This window comes from Actinomycetospora sp., from assembly GCF_036497245.1.
Taxonomy (GTDB): Bacteria; Actinomycetota; Actinomycetes; order Mycobacteriales; family Pseudonocardiaceae; genus Actinomycetospora.
Window position 1 is genome coordinate 17,430 of sequence record NZ_DASXJS010000058.1, and the last position, 16,371, is coordinate 33,800.

Here is a 16,371-nt window from a genome sequence, read left to right on the forward strand (position 1 = left end):
GTCGGCGGCGCCAGGTGCTCCTGATCATGCGGGGGACGGGGATCAGTCGTACGCCACCATCATCGTCGCGCCACCGGTGGCGAAGTTGGGGACGTCGCCCGCGGCGGCCTGGCCCTCGGGCCCACCCATTCCGGCCTGCAGGTCCTCGAGCGAGTCGAACTGGAGCTCCGCGATGAGGTGGTACGGCGGCTGCGAGCCGTCCAGGGAGGCGCAGTGCCGGTAGGTGAAGCTCCGCATGCCGGGGATCTTCTCGGCGAGCGGGGCGTGGGTCCCGGTGTAGTACGCGTCGAAGGCAGCGGGGTCGTCGGGCTGTCCGTACAGGACCGTGAGGATGTGCATCGGGTCACCATCGCGGACACCACCCGCGCGGTCACCTGCCCGACCGGGCAGGTCTGATCTTGGGTGCAGCCCCGACGCCGGGTCAGGTGGCGCGCGGCAGGACTATCCCGCGTGCTTCTCCATGACGCCGCCGAGCCGCGGCAGCGCCTCGATGACGTTCTCCTGGGCCTTCGGGCGCAGCTTCGAGTACATCGAGGTGATGGCCTGGCGGTTCGACTTCGCGGCGCGCCGGTCGGTGACGCCCAGCAGGGCCTCGGAGACGGGCTGCGGGTGGGCGGCCAGGTAGGCGCCGAAGTCAACCGGGGGGCCCGCTTCGGAGGAAGAAGCGCAGTAGGCCATCCAGTGCGGCTCCAGGGCCTCGACGAACTCGTCGAGCAGGGTGTCGATGACGCCCCAGATGATGCCGGGCTTGACCTTCTTGACCGCGGCGTACCCGGTCTTGATCATGCCGCCGGACAGACCGCTCTTGTCCTTGACCTCGTCGTCGACCAGCGTTTCCAGGTCGGTCACGACGTATCCGCGCTTGTCGGAGTCGAGCAGGGCTGCCTTGAGGGTGACGGCCACGCGGTGAGTCCTTCCACGGGGGAGCAGGGCGCGCCGACGGTACGACACCCGATCGTGATCACCACGCCCGGCCCCGGGGCCGAATCACACGGTTGTGGTTCTCACGAGCCGTCGTCGTGGGCCCCGTCGTCGTGGGCCCCGTCGTCGTGGGCACCGACGAACTCCAGGAACGTCGCCCAGGAGTGGTCGCGGGCCCGCCGTCCGGCGAGCACGCCGAGGTGGCCGCCGGGCTCCACCGCGAACCTCAGATCCGACGACGACGTCAGCAGTTCGGTCCCGCGGCGCACCCCGGCGACCGGTGCGATCCCGTCGTCGGAGCCGGCGATGAGCAGGACGGGCGCGGTGACGTCGGCCAGGCGGACCGGGCGGTCGTCGATCCGCACGGAGTCGGTCGCGACCTCGTTGCCCCGGATGACGTGGTGGTAGACCTGCCCGAACGCCCGCCCCGGGTACGCGACCATGTTGTTCATCAGCTCGTCGACCGCTTCCATCTGCTCGAGCAGTTCGCGGTCGTCGAGGTGGGTCAGGACCGTCAGCGGCTTCGTGATGTAGCGGTCGACGCTCGCGAGCTGGAACGCCGCGCGCACCGCGGGTGCCGGGAGACCGCCGAGCAGGCGGTAGGCCGTCGTGAAGATCTGGCCGCCGGTGTACTCGGCGATCGACCGGAACGGGGCGACGATCGGCACCGCATCGACGTCGACGGGCGAGGCGAACGCCGTCACGGAGGCGACCGGGAGCTCGGCGTGCCCCGCGACGGTGAGCAGGACGAACAGCCCGCCCAGACTCCAGCCCGCGAGGTGCACCGGGCGCGCAGGCCCGCCCTCGCCGTCGCCCGCGGTGCCGGGCGCGGCCTCCTCGGCCGAGACGCGGGTGACGGCCGCGGGGACGACGTCGTCGACCCACGTCTCCAGGCCCCGGCGGCGGCCCCGCCAGAACGCGGCGTCGTAGGTGACGACGTAGACCGTGCGGCCCTGCTCGAGCAGGAACTCGACGAGGCTGTTCCCCCGGCGCAGGTCGAAGGCCAGGTCGGGCGCGCCGAGCGGGGGTACCAGCAGGATCGGGTCGCCCACCCCGGTCGGTCCGTCCGGGAGGGGCGCGTACCGGTAGAGGGTCCAGCCGCGGTCGCCGGTCACGGCGATGCGGGGCATCCGCCGGGTGTCGGCGAGGTGCCCAGTGACGATCCGGTCCCGGACGTTCACCGCCGCGGCGCCGACGCGGTGCATCACGGACCCCGCCTCGTGGAGCGCGGCGCCGACGACCGCGGGCAGCGGGCCCGAGCCGTCCGACGGAGGCTCGGTGGGCGCGACGCCGTCGTCCGGGACCGAGGACGACGTGGACGGGGCGGTGGGCACCGCCGGATCGTAGGGCTGATCGGGGGATGCCGAGTGGTCGGTGTCGTCCGTTCGTCGCCGGACGACTCCCGGGGGTGACGCGACGAGCGGCCGTCCTGCCGCGACCGGCAGGCATCCACCCTGCTCGACGCAGCGTCCGGACGTGACTCCGACGAGTGAGCCCGGCGCCCACTCGGACGCATGACATCCCGCCTGATCGTCCGAGGGACGACTACACCATTCGTCCGTTTGACTGGGCACATGGCGCCCGGACCGGGGCGGAGCCCGGGTGCCCTGGCCCGGGTGGCGACCCGCCCGGGCGGTCGAGGAGAAGGAGTCCACGGTGGAACCGAGGTCGGTGTCGGCCGGTACGACGCCCGCGCCCGCGGGTGTCGACGGCGGGATGTTCGACCCCGGATCGCCCGGGAGGTTCGACCCCGCCGCGGCGTGGGTGCGGCTCACTACGGACGACGGGCCGGGAGCGCGGCGTCGGCGGGTCGCGGTGGCGGGCGTGTCGATCATGGGCGCGGCCGCGGTCAGCACGGCGGTCTTCCAGACGGTCACCGGGACCTCGACGTCGCTGGCGATGACGCCGGGCCTCGGTGCGCTGTTCGCGGGGGTCCAGACCCCGACCCCCGAGGGCCCGGCGGTGGCGCCGACCGCGCTCGCGGCGCCCGCCATCACCGACCTCGGCCCGACGCCCGGGACCGTGGCCGCACCCCCGCCCAGCACCCAGGTCGGCCTCCAGGCGCATCGCGGGCCGCTGCCCGGCCCCGGCGAGGCGGCGGGCCCGGCCGCACCGGCCTTCCCGGCTCCGGTCGTGGGGGGTCCGGCGGGTGGGGCCGGCGGGGGCGCCGGGCCGGCCGCGCCTGCGCCCGGATCGTCGGGGCCCGGGTCCTCGACGGGAGCATCGCCGACCGGGCCGACCTCCACGAGCCCGACGTCGACCCGGCCCCCGTCCACCGCCCCACCGTCGACGACGACACCCCCGGCCTCGACCCCGCCATCGACCACGAAGCCGCCGACCACGAAGCCGACGACCACGAAGCCGACGACCACGAAGCCGCCGACGACCACGAAGCCGCCGTCGACGACGAAGCCTGTCCCGACGACGAAGCCCATCCCGACGACGAAGCCCGTGTCGTCGGCGCCGTCCTCGATCCCCTCCGTGCCCTCCTCAGCTCCGTCATCGGCCTCGTCGTCGGCGTCCTCGAAGCCTTCGGGGGACTCGTCCTCCTGAGGCCCTCGAGGGTCGGTCTGTGCGGGTGGTCGCGCCGAGACCGGTTCGCGTCGTTGGGCAGTCCGTGTCGGTGATGCGTGCGAAGATGCCGCCGTACGGGTGGACCCGAGGCGTCTGCCCACGAGAGGTGTCCGGACGTCGCCGTCGGCGGCCGGGTCGGGGGTGGACCAGACGATGAGTGAGCCGGATCGCGAGCCACGGGACGCCGACCCGTTCGCCAGGCCACAGGGGGAGCAGGCGGGGTCGGACCCTGGCTCGACGGGTTCCGGCGCGTCGGGTTCGACGGGCTCGGGTTCGGAGAGCGGCGGCTACCCGCCGCCGACCGAGTACCCCGGCAGCGGCTCCGCGGCGGGCCCGGCGTCGGAGCCGTCGGGGGCGTCGCCGTACGACTCCGGCTCCTTCAGCCGGCCCGGGTACTCCCCGACGGGCTACTCCCAGCCCGGGGAGCCCCAGCCGGGATACGGCCAGCCCGGATACCCGCAGTCCGGGTACGGCCAGCCCGCCTACGGCCAGTCGAGCTACGCCCAACCCGCCTACGCCCAGCCCGGTTACGGCCAGCCCGGGTACGGCCCGCAGCCCTACCCGCCGGGTCAGCAGCAGGCGCCCTACGGCTATCCCGGCCAGGCGAACGCGCCGACGAACGGGCTGGCGATCGTCTCGCTGGTGCTCTCGCTGCTGGGCCTGTTCTTCTACGTCACCGCGATCGGCGGGGTGATCTGTGGGCACATCGCCCGGCGCCAGATCCGGGAGGGCCCCGAGTCGGGCGACGGGATCGCGCTCGCCGGCCTGATCATCGGCTACATCATCCTGGCCCTGGGCGTGCTCTTCATCGTCTTCCTGGTCGTCGTGTTCATCGGCGCGGCCGCGTCGTCCGGTGTCAACTCCATCTGACCCACCGGCCGACCCACCGACGACGACCGCCCCCGGCTCCACCTGGGAACCGGGGGCGGCATCGGGTGATCGGTGGGGTCAGCGGCGCCCGAGACGCAGGGCGCGGCGCTGTTCGGCGCGCAGCTGGTAGACGACCACGGGCAGCACGACGAGGGCCACGAACGGCAGGCCCACCATCGGCAGCACGAACAGGCCGAGCAGACCGAGGGCCATGACGACGAGTGCGGTCACCGGCGACGTCGCCAGGTGACGGGCACGGACCAGCGCCTCCGGCGTGGGCCGGGCGGTACTGGTGGAGAAGCGATCGGCGCGCAGGTCCGGCAGACCGACGCGGGGGAGGGTCGGGGGGTTGTAGGGCAGTGCCATCGGGAGCGCGCAATCCTTAGTCGTCGGGGGTGGACCGTGCGGCGGGGGGACGTGCACCGGGCTCGTTCGTGATCGATCGAGCCCGGCATGGAGTGAGACGTGTCGTCCCGGGCCGGGTTGCCCTCGGCGCAGGTGTCGATTCGGCAACGACGGGCGGGACGTGCGAGGTCCCGCCCAGTCTGCTCGGTGTCCCCCACACGGACCAGGACACAGTGGAGTGGTTGTCCTCGTAGGCTCTCCGCCCGTGGCTTCCGCGAATCATGGCGACGCCGGTGTCGACGGCGTGGATCCCGAGGTAGACGCGCTCCTGGCCGGCTTGCGCGAGCGGGGCGAACCGGCGATGTTCGCCGGCACCGACACCGTCGGGGGCGTCGACGCGGCCCGGGCCCGGTTCGCGGCGCTGATGACGGAGACGGTGCGCCCGGTCCACGGCACGCCGGAGCTCGTCGGGGACGGCCCCGTGCCGCTGCGGGTGCACCGCCCGGCGGCAGAGGAGTCCGGCGCCCTCGTCGTGCACGTCCACGGCGGCGGCTGGGTCCTCGGCGGCGGCGACGTCTACGACCCGGTCGCGCAGCGTCTGGCCGACGACACCCACGCCGTGGTCGTGGCCGTCGACCACCGGCTCGCCCCCGAGCACCCCTTCCCGGCGCCGTACGACGACGTCCTCGCCGCGGTCGACTGGGTGGTCGAGCACGCGGCACGCTGGCACGCCGACCCCACGCGCCTGGGGCTCGCCGGCGACAGCGCCGGGGCGAACCTCGTCGCGGGGGCGGCGCTGGCCCGCCGCGACGCGGGCACGCCCGCCGTCGCGACCCTGCTGGTCTACCCGCCACCGGACTTCGAGGGCCGCTACCCGTCGGTCCGCGAGAACGGCGCGGGGTACTTCCTCACCGCCCAGGACGTCGTCGCCTGCAGCAAGCTCTACCTGGCCGGGACGTCGCCGCGGGGCGAACCGCGGGTCTCGCCGATGCGCGCGGGGCTCGCCGGGCTCGGCCCGACGGTCGTCGCCACCGCCGGGTTCGACCCGTTGCGCGACGCCGGGCACGCGTTCGCCGAGGCGCTCGCCGACGCGGGCGTCGACGTGCGGCGGCGCGAGCATCCCTCACTGATCCACGGGTTCCTCGGCTTCACCGGGGTCTCCGGGGCGTGCGACGCCGCCGTCGCGGCCCTGAACGCGGAGCTCGCCGACCTGCTCGCACCGGGAGGCACCTGGTGACCACCCCGCGCAGCACCGAACTGGCGGCCGACGGCCGGTTCCACCGCCAGCCCAACCACTTCGACGCCCGCATCACCGCGGACGGCTCCTCGGGGTGGCCGGTCGAGCCCGGGCGGTATCGCCTGGTCGTCTCGCTGGCCTGCCCGTGGGCGCACCGGTCGGTCATCGTGCGCCGCCTGCTCGGGCTCGAGGACGCGATCTCGCTGGCCGTCGTCGACCCGATCCGCGACGACCGCGGCTGGCGGTTCACCCTCGACGAGGGCGGGGTGGACCCGGTGCTCGACATCGGCTTCCTGAGCGAGGCCTACGCCGCCACCGACCCGGACTACGAGCGCCGCGTCACGGTCCCGACGATCGTCGACACCCGCACCGGGCACGTCGTCACCAACGACTACCCGCAGATCACCCTCGACCTGTCCACGGAGTGGCGCGCCCACCACCGGGCGGACGCCCCCGAGCTCTACCCGGAGCACCTCCGCGAGGAGATCGACGCGGTGAACGAGGGCGTCTTCACCGACGTCAACAACGGCGTCTACCGGACCGGGTTCGCGATGTCGCAGGCCGCGTACGAGGAGTCGTACACCGCGTTGTTCGCCCGCCTCGACCAACTCGACGCGCGACTGGCCGAGCGCCGCTTCCTCGTGGGGGAGCAGCTCACCGAGGCCGACGTCCGGCTGTTCACGACGCTGGTCCGGTTCGACGCCGTCTACCACGGTCACTTCAAGTGCAACCGGCAGAAGCTCGGCGAGTTCGAGCACCTCTGGCCGTACGCGCAGCGGCTGTTCGCGACCCCGGGCATCGGCGACACGGTCGACTTCGACCACATCCAGCGCCACTACTACGGCACCCATCCCCGGGTGAACCCGACGCGGATCGTGCCGCTGGGGCCGGATCGCGGGAGGTGGCCTCCGGCCTCGTGAGCACTCATCCGTGCCATGGCACGGATGAGTGCTCACCAGGGCTCCGCCCACCTACTCGAACGAATGTTCCGCCGTCGGGTAGACGCCCTCGCGGACCTCGTCGGCGAACTGCTGGGCCGCCCCGCCCAGCGCGCCCGCGAGGTCGGCGTAGCGCTTGACGAACCGCGGCGCCTTCCCGGTGTTCAGCCCGGCCATGTCCGGCCACACGAGCACCTGGGCGTCGGTGTCCGGGCCCGCGCCGATCCCGACGGTCGGGACCCGCAGTTCCGCGGTCACCCGCTTCGCGACGTCGGCCGGAACCATCTCGAGCACGACGGCGAACGCCCCCGCCGCCTGCACGGCCAGCGCGTCCTCGATCAGCTTGTCGGCACCCGCGCCCCGGCCCTGCACGCGGAACCCGCCGAGGGTGTGCTCGCTCTGCGGGGTGAACCCGAGGTGGGCCATCACGGGGATGCCCGCGTCGGTGAGCGCGCGGATCTGCTCCGCGTAGTGCGCCCCACCCTCGAGCTTGACCGCCGACGCGCCGCCCTCCTTGAAGAACCGGACCGCGGTCTCCAGGGCCTGCGCGGGGGAGGACTGGTACGAGCCGAACGGCAGGTCGGCGACGACGAGGGCCCGCGAGACCCCCCGGACGACGGCCTTGGTGAGCATGAGCAGTTCGTCGACCGACACCGGGACCGTCGAGTCGTAGCCCAGCATGTTGTTCGCGGCGGAGTCGCCGACGAGCAGGACCGGGATCCCGGCACCGTCGAAGATCCGCGCGGTGGGGAAGTCGTAGGCCGTGAGCATCGGCCAGCGCTCGCCGTTGTCCTTCCACTGCTGCAGGTGGTGGATGCGGACCCGCTTGGGAGTGCGGGGCGAGCCTTCCGGCGTGCGGGCAGCCTGCTGTTCGGGTGACGTCATCGTCATGTCCTCCTGCCTCGAGGCCCGCGGTGCGGGTCCCCGGGCGTGCCGAGGGTCGTGGTCGGACAGCCGGAGCGTGGCACCACGGACCGCTCCGGCGAAGCGACCGGCCCCACGGTGGGACGAGCTTCACAACCACGACGCCCTCCGACCCCTCCGACGGGGGCCGACGGAGGGCCCACCGGGCGATTGCGAGGATGACCCGCGTGCAGCGACGGGGCGCGGGGATCGACGGCCGGGGACGAGCGGAGCTCGACGACGGGGGCGGCATCGACGCCGCCGCGTCCCTCCCGGGGCCACGTCCCCGCCCGCGACGCCGGATGGCGGTCCGGGTCCTCGCGGTCGCCGCGGTCCTGGCCGCCGCCGCGGGGTGCGCCGACGCCACGCCCGGCCCCGCGGCCTCGTCGTCGTCGGCGCCCCCGGCGACCAGCGCAGGCCCGGCCCCGACCCCGGACCTGAGCCGGTTCTACGGCCAGCACGCGACCTGGGGGTCCTGCCTGCCGTTCGCCACCACCGACGACCAGCGGCAGTACTACGGGCAGCCCGGGCTGGAGTGCGCGAAGGTCGACGTGCCCGCCGACTACGCGAACCCGCAGGGCCGGACCGCACAGATCGCGATCTCCCGGTTCAAGGCCACCGACCCGACCCAGCGGATCGGCTCGCTGCTGGTCAACCCCGGTGGACCGGGTGCCTCCGGGATCGAGATCGCCTCGCAGCTCTCGCTGCTGATGAAGAACACCGAGGTCGCCCGCAAGTTCGACCTGGTCGGCTTCGACCCCCGTGGGATCGGGGCGAGCACCCCGACGATCCGCTGCCTGACCGCCCAGCAGCAGGACACCCAGCGCAGCACGGACATCCTCGACCCGTCCCCGGCCGGCGTCGCCCGCGCCGAGGCCGCGGCCCACCAGACCGCTGACGGGTGCGCCCAGAAGACCGGGGTGGACCAGCTCGCGAACGTCGGCACCCGCGACGTCGCCCGCGACATGGACGTGCTGCGTTCGGTGCTCGGGGACAAGCAGCTGAACTACCTCGGCTACTCCTACGGCACACGGATCGGCTCCACCTACGCCGAGGAGTTCCCGAAGAACGTCCGCGCGATGGTCCTCGACGGAGCCGTCGACCCGGACCAGGACCCGACCCAGCAGCTCGTCGACCAGGGCCGTGGGTTCCAGGGGGCGTTCGAGGCGTTCGCCAAGGACTGCGCCGCGAAGCCCGGCTGCCCCCTCGGTCCGGATCCCACGCAGGCCACGGCCCGCTACCAGCAGCTGACCCGCCCGCTGCTCACGAAGCCGATCAAGCTGCCGGACGGCCGCGAGCTCTCCTTCAACGACGCGCAGCAGGGCACCATCCAGGCGCTCTACGCCACCTCGATGTGGCCCGACCTGCGCCAGGGGATCACCGAGCTGGCCCAGGGCCAGGGGCAGACGCTCATGGGCCTGGCCGACCAGTACTACGACCGCGCCCCGGACGGGACGTACTCGCCGCAGCAGGACGCGTTCAACGCGATCCGGTGCGTCGACGACCCGCGCGTGACCGACCACGCCCAGGCCCTCGACCGCGCGAACCGCTACAACGAGGCCGCCCCGTTCCTCGACTCCGGCCGCGGCCCGAGCCAGGCCCTGGACACCTGCGCGTTCTGGCCGACCCCGCCCACCGGCGGCCCGCACCTGCCCAAGGCACCCGGTCTCGCGCCGCCGCTGGTGGTCTCCACGACCGGTGACCCGGCGACGCCGTACCAGGCGGGCGTCGAGCTCGCGAAGTCGCTGAACGGTTCGCTGCTGACCAAGGTCGGCGACCAGCACACGGCGTCGTTCCAGGGCTTCCCGTGCGTCGACGCGATCGTGACGCGCTACCTCGTGGACGGCACGCCGGCTCCCGCGGGGGCCCGCTGCGCGGACACCGGCTGAGTGATGCTCGTCCGTGCGCGAAGGCCAGGACCCCCCTGTGACGTCCCTGTAACACCGTCTCCTTAGGGTCCCAGACATGGATCGGCAGCAGGAGTTCGTCCTGCGGACGCTCGACGAGCGCGACATCCGTTTCGTGCGGCTGTGGTTCACCGACGTGCTCGGGTATCTCAAGTCGGTGGCCATCGCGCCCGCCGAGCTCGAGGGGGCGTTCGCCGAGGGCATCGGGTTCGACGGATCGTCCATCGAGGGCTTCAGTCGCGTCTACGAATCGGACATGGTCGCCAAGCCCGATCCGTCGACGTTCCAGGTGCTGCCCTGGGAGGACACCGACGGCGATCACTACTCGGCGCGGATGCTGTGCGACATCACGATGCCGGACGGCTCGCCGTCGTGGGCCGACCCGCGCCACGTGCTGCGCCGCACGCTCTCCCGCGCGGCCGAGGCCGGCTTCACCTGCTACGTCCACCCGGAGATCGAGTTCTACCTGCTCCGCGGGCTTCCCGACGACGGGTCGGCGCCGCTCCCGGCCGACACCGGCGGGTACTTCGACCAGGCCAGCCACGACGTCGCCCCGCACTTCCGGCGCCGCTCCATCGAGGCGCTCGAGGCGATGGGGATCTCGGTCGAGTTCTCCCACCACGAGGGCGGGCCCGGCCAGCAGGAGATCGACCTGCGCTACGCCGACGCGCTGACGATGGCGGACAACATCATGACGTTCCGCTACCTCGTGAAGGAGGTGGCGATCACCCAGGGCGTGCGGGCGTCCTTCATGCCGAAGCCCTTCACGAACCACCCCGGCTCGGCCATGCACACCCACGTCAGCCTCTTCGAGGGCGACCAGAACGCCTTCCACGACGCCGCCGAGCCGTTCGAGCTGTCCAAGACCGGCAAGGCGTTCGTCGCCGGCGTGCTGCGCCACGCCCGCGAGATGTCGGCGGTGACCAACCAGTTCGTGAACTCCTACAAGCGCCTGGTGGTCGGCGGCGAGGCCCCGACCGCGGTGTGCTGGGGCCACGCGAACCGGTCCGCGCTGGTCCGGGTGCCGATGTACTCGCCGGGCAAGGCGTCCTCGCGGCGCGTCGAGGTCCGCTCGCTCGACTCCGCGGCGAACCCCTACCTGGCCTACGCGGTGATCATCGGCGCGGGGCTCAAGGGCATCTCCGAGGGCTACGAGCTGCCGCCCGCGGCCGAGGACAACGTCTGGTCGCTCACCGAGGGGGAGCGGCGGGCGATGGGCTACCAGACGCTGCCGCAGAACCTCGACGGTGCGCTGCAGTCCTTCGAGCAGTCGGACCTGATGGCCGAGATCCTCGGCGAGCACGTCTTCGACTTCTTCCTGCGCAACAAGCGCTCCGAGTGGGACAACTACCGGCGCAACGTGACGCCCTACGAGCTGTCGACGTACCTGCCTATCCTGTAGCGCCACGCGCATGTGAGTGGATGTCGTCGTCCGGACGACCCCGTCCGTTCACCGGGCGCGTGCGCCTAGAGTTGGTCGCGTGACCGCTCCCCGAACGGCCCGGGACGGCCGTCCCGCGCGGGCTCCCGCGCGCCTGGGGCTCACCGATGCCGACGCGGGGCCCCGCCTCGCCGACCTCGGCTGGTGGGACGGCGACGACGCGGTCCCCGCGGCGGCCCTCGTCGTCTGGGCCCTGGCCCGGGCGGCCGACCCGGATCTCGCACTCGTCGCCGTCGAACGCCTCCGGGAGGCCCTCGACGAGGACGCCTGGGCCGAACTGGACCGCGAGCTGCGGACCGATCAGGGCCTCCGCGGTCGGCTCTTCGGCGTGCTGGGCGGGTCGACGGCGCTGGGCGAGCACCTGGTCACCCAGCCCGAGCGCTGGCGGATGCTGCGCACCGTCGCCGCGCCCGGGCGGGTGTTCGACGCGTCGCGGCTGCCCACCGCCGACGACCGCAGGCGCACCCATCTCGACGCCATCGGCGCGAAGCCCGACGACCCCGCCCCGGTCGCGACGGTCACCGGTCACGCCGCGGTGGAGCTGCTCCGCCTGGCCTGGCGCGACGACGTGCTGGTCCTGGCCGGCGCCGACCTGCAGGCGGTCTGCGAGCCGGAACTTCCGATCCTGCCCGTCGACGTGGTGTGCGCCCAGCTCGCGGACCTCGCCGCGGCCGGGCTGGAGTCCTCGCTCGCCGTCGCGCGCGCGGAGGTCGGGCCCGAGCGCGCCGGCGATCACCGCCTCGCCGTCATCGGGATGGGCAAGTGCGGCGGCCGCGAGCTGAACTACGTCTCGGACATCGACGTGATCTTCGTGGCTGACGGCACGGTCGACTCCGCGACCAAGGTGGCGGCGGCGATGATGCGCGTCGCCACCGAGGCGTTCCTCGAGGTCGACGCCAACCTGCGCCCCGAGGGCCGTTCCGGCCAGCTCGTGCGCACCCTCGAGGGCCACGTCTCCTACTACCGGCGGTGGGCCCGGACCTGGGAGTTCCAGGCGCTGCTCAAGGCCCGCCCCATCGCGGGGGACCTCGAGCTGGGGCGGGAGTACTGCGAGGCGCTGGCGCCGATGGTGTGGAGCGCCGCCGACCGCGACGACTTCGTCGCCGACGTCCGGGCCATGCGCCGCCGCGTCGAGGACCACATCCGCCACGATCACGCCGACCGAGAGCTCAAGCTCGGCCGCGGCGGCCTGCGCGACGTCGAGTTCGCCGTCCAGCTGCTCCAGCTGGTCCACGGGCGCGGGGACGAGACGCTCCGCGGGCAGAACACCCTCGAGACCCTCGCCGCGCTCGGGGAGGGCGGGTATGTGGGCCGCGACGACGCCGCGAACCTGGCCGCGTCGTACCGCTTCCTGCGGATGCTCGAGCACCGGGTGCAGCTGCAGAAGCTGCGTCGTACCCACCTGTTCCCCTCCGACGAGGACACCGCGGGCCTGCGCTGGCTCGCGCGGGCCGCGAAGCTGCGCCCGGACGGGCGGCGCGACGCCGTCGGGGTCCTGCAGACCGAGCGGTCGCGCACCACCGTCCGGGTCCGGCGGCTCCACGAGAAGCTCTTCTACCGGCCGCTGCTGGAGTCGGTGGCCCGCGTGCCGGGCGAGCAGCTGGTGCTCACCGAGTCCTCCGCGACGAAGCGCCTGGCCGCGCTGGGCTGGAGCTCGCCGTCGGGGGCGCTGAAGCACGTGGCCGCGCTGACCTCCGGGACCAGCCGCGCCTCACGCATCCAGCGGGCGCTCATGCCGGTCCTGCTCGACCGGCTGGGCACCACCGCCGACCCCGACCACGGCCTGCTCGCCTACCGGAAGGTCTCCGAGGCGCTGGCCGACACCCCGTGGTTCCTCGCGCTGCTGCGCGACGAGGGGCTCGCCGCCGACCGGCTCTGCTACGTCCTCGGCACCTCGCGCTGGGTCGCGGAGATGATGCCGCGGTCCCCCGAGGTGCTGCGGATGCTCGGCGGCGACGGGCCGTCCGCCGAGCTCGTGGCGCGGGACCCGGCCGAGGTCGCCAAGTCGTTGCGCGCCGCGGTGGGCCGGCACGCCGACCCGCGCTCGGCGGGCAACGTCGCCCGATCGCTGCGCCGGGTCGAGCTGCTGCGGATCGCGTGCGCCGACCTCTTGGGGCTCACCGACGTGCCGCACGTGTGCGCGGCGCTCTCGAGCGTGTGGGTGGCGGTGCTGCAGGCCGCGCTCGACGCGGCCGAGCGTGAGCGCGTCGGGTCCAGCCCGGCGCCCGCGACGATCGCCATCATCGGCATGGGCCGGCTCGGCGGCGCGGAGCTGGGGTACGGCTCGGACGCCGACGTCGTCGCGGTCTGCGAGCCCGCCGAGGGCGTCAGCGACCAGGAGGCGACCACGTACGCCCGTGGCGTCGTCGAGGCCGTCACGGCGGCCCTCGGGGCGCCGAGCCCGGACCCGCCGCTGGAGGTCGACACCAAGCTGCGGCCCGAGGGCCGGACCGGGCCGTTGGTCCGCACGCTGTCCTCGTACGCCGACTACCTGCGGCGATGGGCGGCCACGTGGGAGAGCCAGGCCCTGCTCCGGGCGCGGCCGGTGGCCGGGGACGCGGGGCTAGGCGAGCGGTTCTGCGAGATGATCGCCCCGTTCCGGTATCCCGTCGCCGGGCTCCCGGAGTCGGCGGCCATGGAGATCCGCCGGATGAAGGCCCGCGTGGACGCCGAGCGACTCCCACGAGGGGCCGACCGGGCGCTGCACACCAAGCTCGGCATCGGCGGGCTCGCCGACGTCGAGTGGACCGTGCAGCTCCTGCAGCTCCAGCACGCCGGGCGGCTGCCCGCACTCCGGACGACCTCGACGCTCGACGCCCTCGCCGCGCTGGCCGACGCCGAGCTGCTCTCCACCGCCGACGCCGCGGCGCTGGCGGCCGGGTGGACGGCCGCGACCCGGGTGCGGGGGATCGCGACGCTCGTGCGCGGCAAGGCCACCGATCAGCTGCCCCGCTCGGGGCGGGAGCTGGCGGCGATCGCGTCGGCGCTCGGCTACCCGGAGGACGACCCGGGCGCGTGCATCGACGACTACCGGCGGGTCACGCGGCACGCCCGCGCCGTGGTGGACGAGGCGTTCTCCGCGGTCTGACCGGCCGGCAGCCGTCGTCCTTCTGAGCGAGGGGCCCCTTCGCTCGACTAGATCGGCGAGGGGTGCCCTTCGCCGGAACCTGATGAGTGTCGGCTGGCGTCCGGGTGGGGTGACCCGTCATCATCGAACATGTGTTCGACGAGCGAGGCCCGGCGCAGCGCCGGAACGAGCGGTCGGGCGCCTTGCAGCGCACGGAGGTCCGCCGGGTGTGGGTGGATCTCGCCGTCGCCTATCCGCGCCCGGCGGGCAGGCCGCCGCGGCCGGTCCCGGACGGCGTGGACCTGCAGAGCCGCGTCCCGGGCGAGCTGCTCGGGTGGCGGCGGACGACGACGGGGGAGTGGGTCGGCTGGGTCTGCGTGCCGATCAGCCAGGGCGAGGAGGTCCGCTACGTCTACCAGTACGTGGCGGCCGGGGCCCTCTCCCCGCGGGAGGACCTGCGCGACCGGCGCTGACCACGGCCGCCGCCGGGAAGATCGACGACGGTTTCCGGACACCCAGTGTCTGGAACGCGACTTTTCTGACACAGCACGACGGCCCGGCCACCCCTGGCGGGGCGACCGGGCCGTGGTGCGTCAGCTGCCGGCGATCAGCAGTTGTAGTACAGCTCGTACTCGTACGGGTGCGGCCGCAGGCGCATGCCCGTCACGTCGTCGCGCTTGAGCTCGACCCACTTCTCGATGAGGTCGGACGTGAACACGCCGCCCTCGAGGAGGTAGTCGTGGTCGGACTCGAGGTTGTCGAGCGCGGACTCGAGACCGGCAGGCACCTGCGCGATGCCCGCGGCCTCCTCGGGCGGGAGCTCGTAGAGGTCCTTGTCGACCGGCGTCGGCGGCTCGATCTTGTTCCGGATGCCGTCCAGGCCGGCCATCATCATGGCCGCGAAGGACAGGTACGGGTTGCCCGACGAGTCGGGGCAGCGGAACTCGAGGCGCTTGGCCTTCGGGTTGTTGCCCGTGATCGGGATGCGGACGCATGCCGACCGGTTGCGGTTCGAGTAGACCAGGTTGATCGGGGCCTCGAAGCCGGGCACCAGGCGGTGGTAGGAGTTCAGCGTCGCGTTGGTGAAGGCGACCAGGCTCGGCGCGTGGTGCAGGATGCCGCCGATGTAGTGCCGGGCCATGTCCGAGAGGCCTGCGTAGCCGTTCTCGTCGTAGAACAGCGGCTCGCCGCCCTTGAACAGCGACTGGTGGCAGTGCATGCCCGAGCCGTTGTCGCCGGCGATCGGCTTCGGCATGAAGGTGACGGTCTTGCCCGCCTGCCACGCCGTGTTCTTGATGATGTACTTGAACAGCTGCAGGTCGTCCGCGGCGTGCAGCAGCGTGTTGAACTTGTAGTTGATCTCGGCCTGACCGCCGGTGCCCACCTCGTGGTGCAGCTTCTCCAGCTCGAAGCCCGCGTTGGTGAGGTTGGTGCCCATCGCGGCACGCAGGTCCGAGGTCTGGTCGGTGGGCTCGACCGGGAAGTACCCGCCCTTGGCGGCGATCTTGTAGCCCTTGTTGCCGCCCGGCTCGTCACGGCCGGTGTTCCAGACACCCTCGATCGAGTCGACCTTGTACATCTGGGTGTTCATCGTCGACTCGTACTGCACCGAGTCGAAGATGTAGAACTCGGCCTCGGGGCCGAAGAAACAGGTGTCGGCGATGTCGACCGTCGACAGGAAGTTCTCCGCCTTGCGGGCGACGTTGCGCGGGTCGCGGCTGTAGGCCTCGAGCGTCAGCGGGTCGTGGACGAAGAAGTTCATGTTCATCGTCTTCTGGGCCCGGAACGGGTCGATGCGCGCGGTCGCCACGTCGGGCAGCAGCGTCATGTCCGACTCGTTGATGGTCTGGAACCCGGTCACCGAGGAGCCGTCGAAGGCGAGGCCGTCGGTGAAGACCGAGTCGCCGAACTCCGAGGCAGGCACGGTGAAGTGCTGCATCTGGCCGGGGAGGTCGCAGAACCGGACGTCGACATACTGCACCCCCTCGTCGGAGATGTACTTGAAGACCTCGTCCTGGTTGTTGAACACCCTCGCTGGCTCCTTCTCTGGCCGGACACTGTGGTGCGGGCGAGCGTCGGGACCCCCGCCCGGTCGGGGTTCGCTCACCACATCAGGTGACCCCGGACGCTAAGCGGCCGGCGTTACTCGCTTGTCGCACCGGTGTTTC

The 16,371-nt window shown here is 72.9% G+C and carries 13 protein-coding genes; 7 read left to right on the plus strand and 6 right to left on the minus strand.

Features of this window, described 5'->3' with window-relative positions; genetic code table 11:
* Positions 1–42: 42 nt before the first annotated feature.
* The 3 genes from VGI02_RS06360 to VGI02_RS06370 all read right to left on the minus strand — a co-directional run bounded on the left by VGI02_RS06360 (position 43) and on the right by VGI02_RS06370 (position 3,356).
* Positions 43–339: an EthD family reductase gene (locus VGI02_RS06360; RefSeq protein WP_331626434.1), complete on the minus strand. Its 297-nt coding sequence runs from the start codon at positions 337–339 to the stop codon at positions 43–45.
* A 102-nt stretch (positions 340–441) separates the two neighbouring features.
* Entirely contained in the window at positions 442–903 is a 462-nt protein-coding gene (locus VGI02_RS06365) for a DUF6918 family protein (protein WP_331626435.1), read from the minus strand.
* 101 nt (positions 904–1,004) lie between these two features.
* Positions 1,005–3,356: a hypothetical protein gene (locus VGI02_RS06370; RefSeq protein ID WP_331626436.1), complete on the minus strand. Its 2,352-nt coding sequence runs from the start codon at positions 3,354–3,356 to the stop codon at positions 1,005–1,007.
* A gap of 292 nt (positions 3,357–3,648) precedes the next feature.
* Between VGI02_RS06370 and VGI02_RS06375 the strand changes: the two genes are divergently transcribed.
* Positions 3,649–4,365 carry a DUF4190 domain-containing protein gene (locus VGI02_RS06375; RefSeq protein ID WP_331626437.1) on the plus strand — a complete coding sequence of 239 codons (717 nt, stop codon included), beginning with the start codon at positions 3,649–3,651 and terminating at the stop codon, positions 4,363–4,365.
* Positions 4,366–4,443: 78 nt separating this feature from the next.
* Here VGI02_RS06375 and VGI02_RS06380 read toward each other — a convergent pair whose 3' ends face one another.
* Complete coding sequence (locus VGI02_RS06380) at positions 4,444–4,731, minus strand: hypothetical protein (RefSeq protein WP_331626438.1); 288 nt, start codon at positions 4,729–4,731, stop codon at positions 4,444–4,446.
* Positions 4,732–4,975: 244 nt separating this feature from the next.
* On the opposite strand from VGI02_RS06380, the gene VGI02_RS06385 reads away from it, so the two are divergent.
* On the plus strand, positions 4,976–5,947 hold the full coding sequence (locus VGI02_RS06385; RefSeq protein WP_331626440.1) for an alpha/beta hydrolase: 972 nt from the start codon (positions 4,976–4,978) through the stop codon (positions 5,945–5,947).
* Complete coding sequence (locus VGI02_RS06390) at positions 5,944–6,867, plus strand: glutathione S-transferase family protein (protein ID WP_414638203.1); 924 nt, start codon at positions 5,944–5,946, stop codon at positions 6,865–6,867. Before VGI02_RS06385 ends, VGI02_RS06390 begins: the two co-directional genes overlap by 4 nt.
* Before the next feature lie 51 nt (positions 6,868–6,918).
* On the opposite strand, the gene panB is transcribed toward VGI02_RS06390, so the two are convergent.
* Complete coding sequence (gene panB, locus VGI02_RS06395; protein ID WP_331626441.1) at positions 6,919–7,770, minus strand: 3-methyl-2-oxobutanoate hydroxymethyltransferase; 852 nt, start codon at positions 7,768–7,770, stop codon at positions 6,919–6,921.
* 206 nt (positions 7,771–7,976) lie between these two features.
* On the opposite strand from panB, the gene VGI02_RS06400 reads away from it, so the two are divergent.
* The 4 genes from VGI02_RS06400 to VGI02_RS06415 all read left to right on the plus strand — a co-directional run bounded on the left by VGI02_RS06400 (position 7,977) and on the right by VGI02_RS06415 (position 14,676).
* Positions 7,977–9,677, plus strand: coding sequence for an alpha/beta hydrolase (locus tag VGI02_RS06400; RefSeq protein ID WP_331626442.1), 1,701 nt, complete (start codon positions 7,977–7,979; stop codon positions 9,675–9,677).
* Between the two features lie 76 nt (positions 9,678–9,753).
* Entirely contained in the window at positions 9,754–11,097 is a 1,344-nt protein-coding gene (locus tag VGI02_RS06405) for a glutamine synthetase family protein (RefSeq protein ID WP_331626443.1), read from the plus strand.
* Between the two features lie 79 nt (positions 11,098–11,176).
* A complete protein-coding gene (locus VGI02_RS06410) occupies positions 11,177–14,224 on the plus strand; it encodes a bifunctional [glutamine synthetase] adenylyltransferase/[glutamine synthetase]-adenylyl-L-tyrosine phosphorylase (protein WP_331626444.1) in 3,048 nt (1,015 codons plus the stop codon).
* 131 nt (positions 14,225–14,355) lie between these two features.
* Entirely contained in the window at positions 14,356–14,676 is a 321-nt protein-coding gene (locus VGI02_RS06415; protein WP_331626445.1) for a hypothetical protein, read from the plus strand.
* A gap of 134 nt (positions 14,677–14,810) precedes the next feature.
* Here VGI02_RS06415 and glnA read toward each other — a convergent pair whose 3' ends face one another.
* The gene (gene glnA, locus VGI02_RS06420) at positions 14,811–16,232 is read right to left on the minus strand and encodes a type I glutamate--ammonia ligase (RefSeq protein ID WP_331626446.1); all 1,422 of its coding nucleotides are present in this window, start codon (positions 16,230–16,232) and stop codon (positions 14,811–14,813) included.
* Positions 16,233–16,371: the final 139 nt, after the last annotated feature.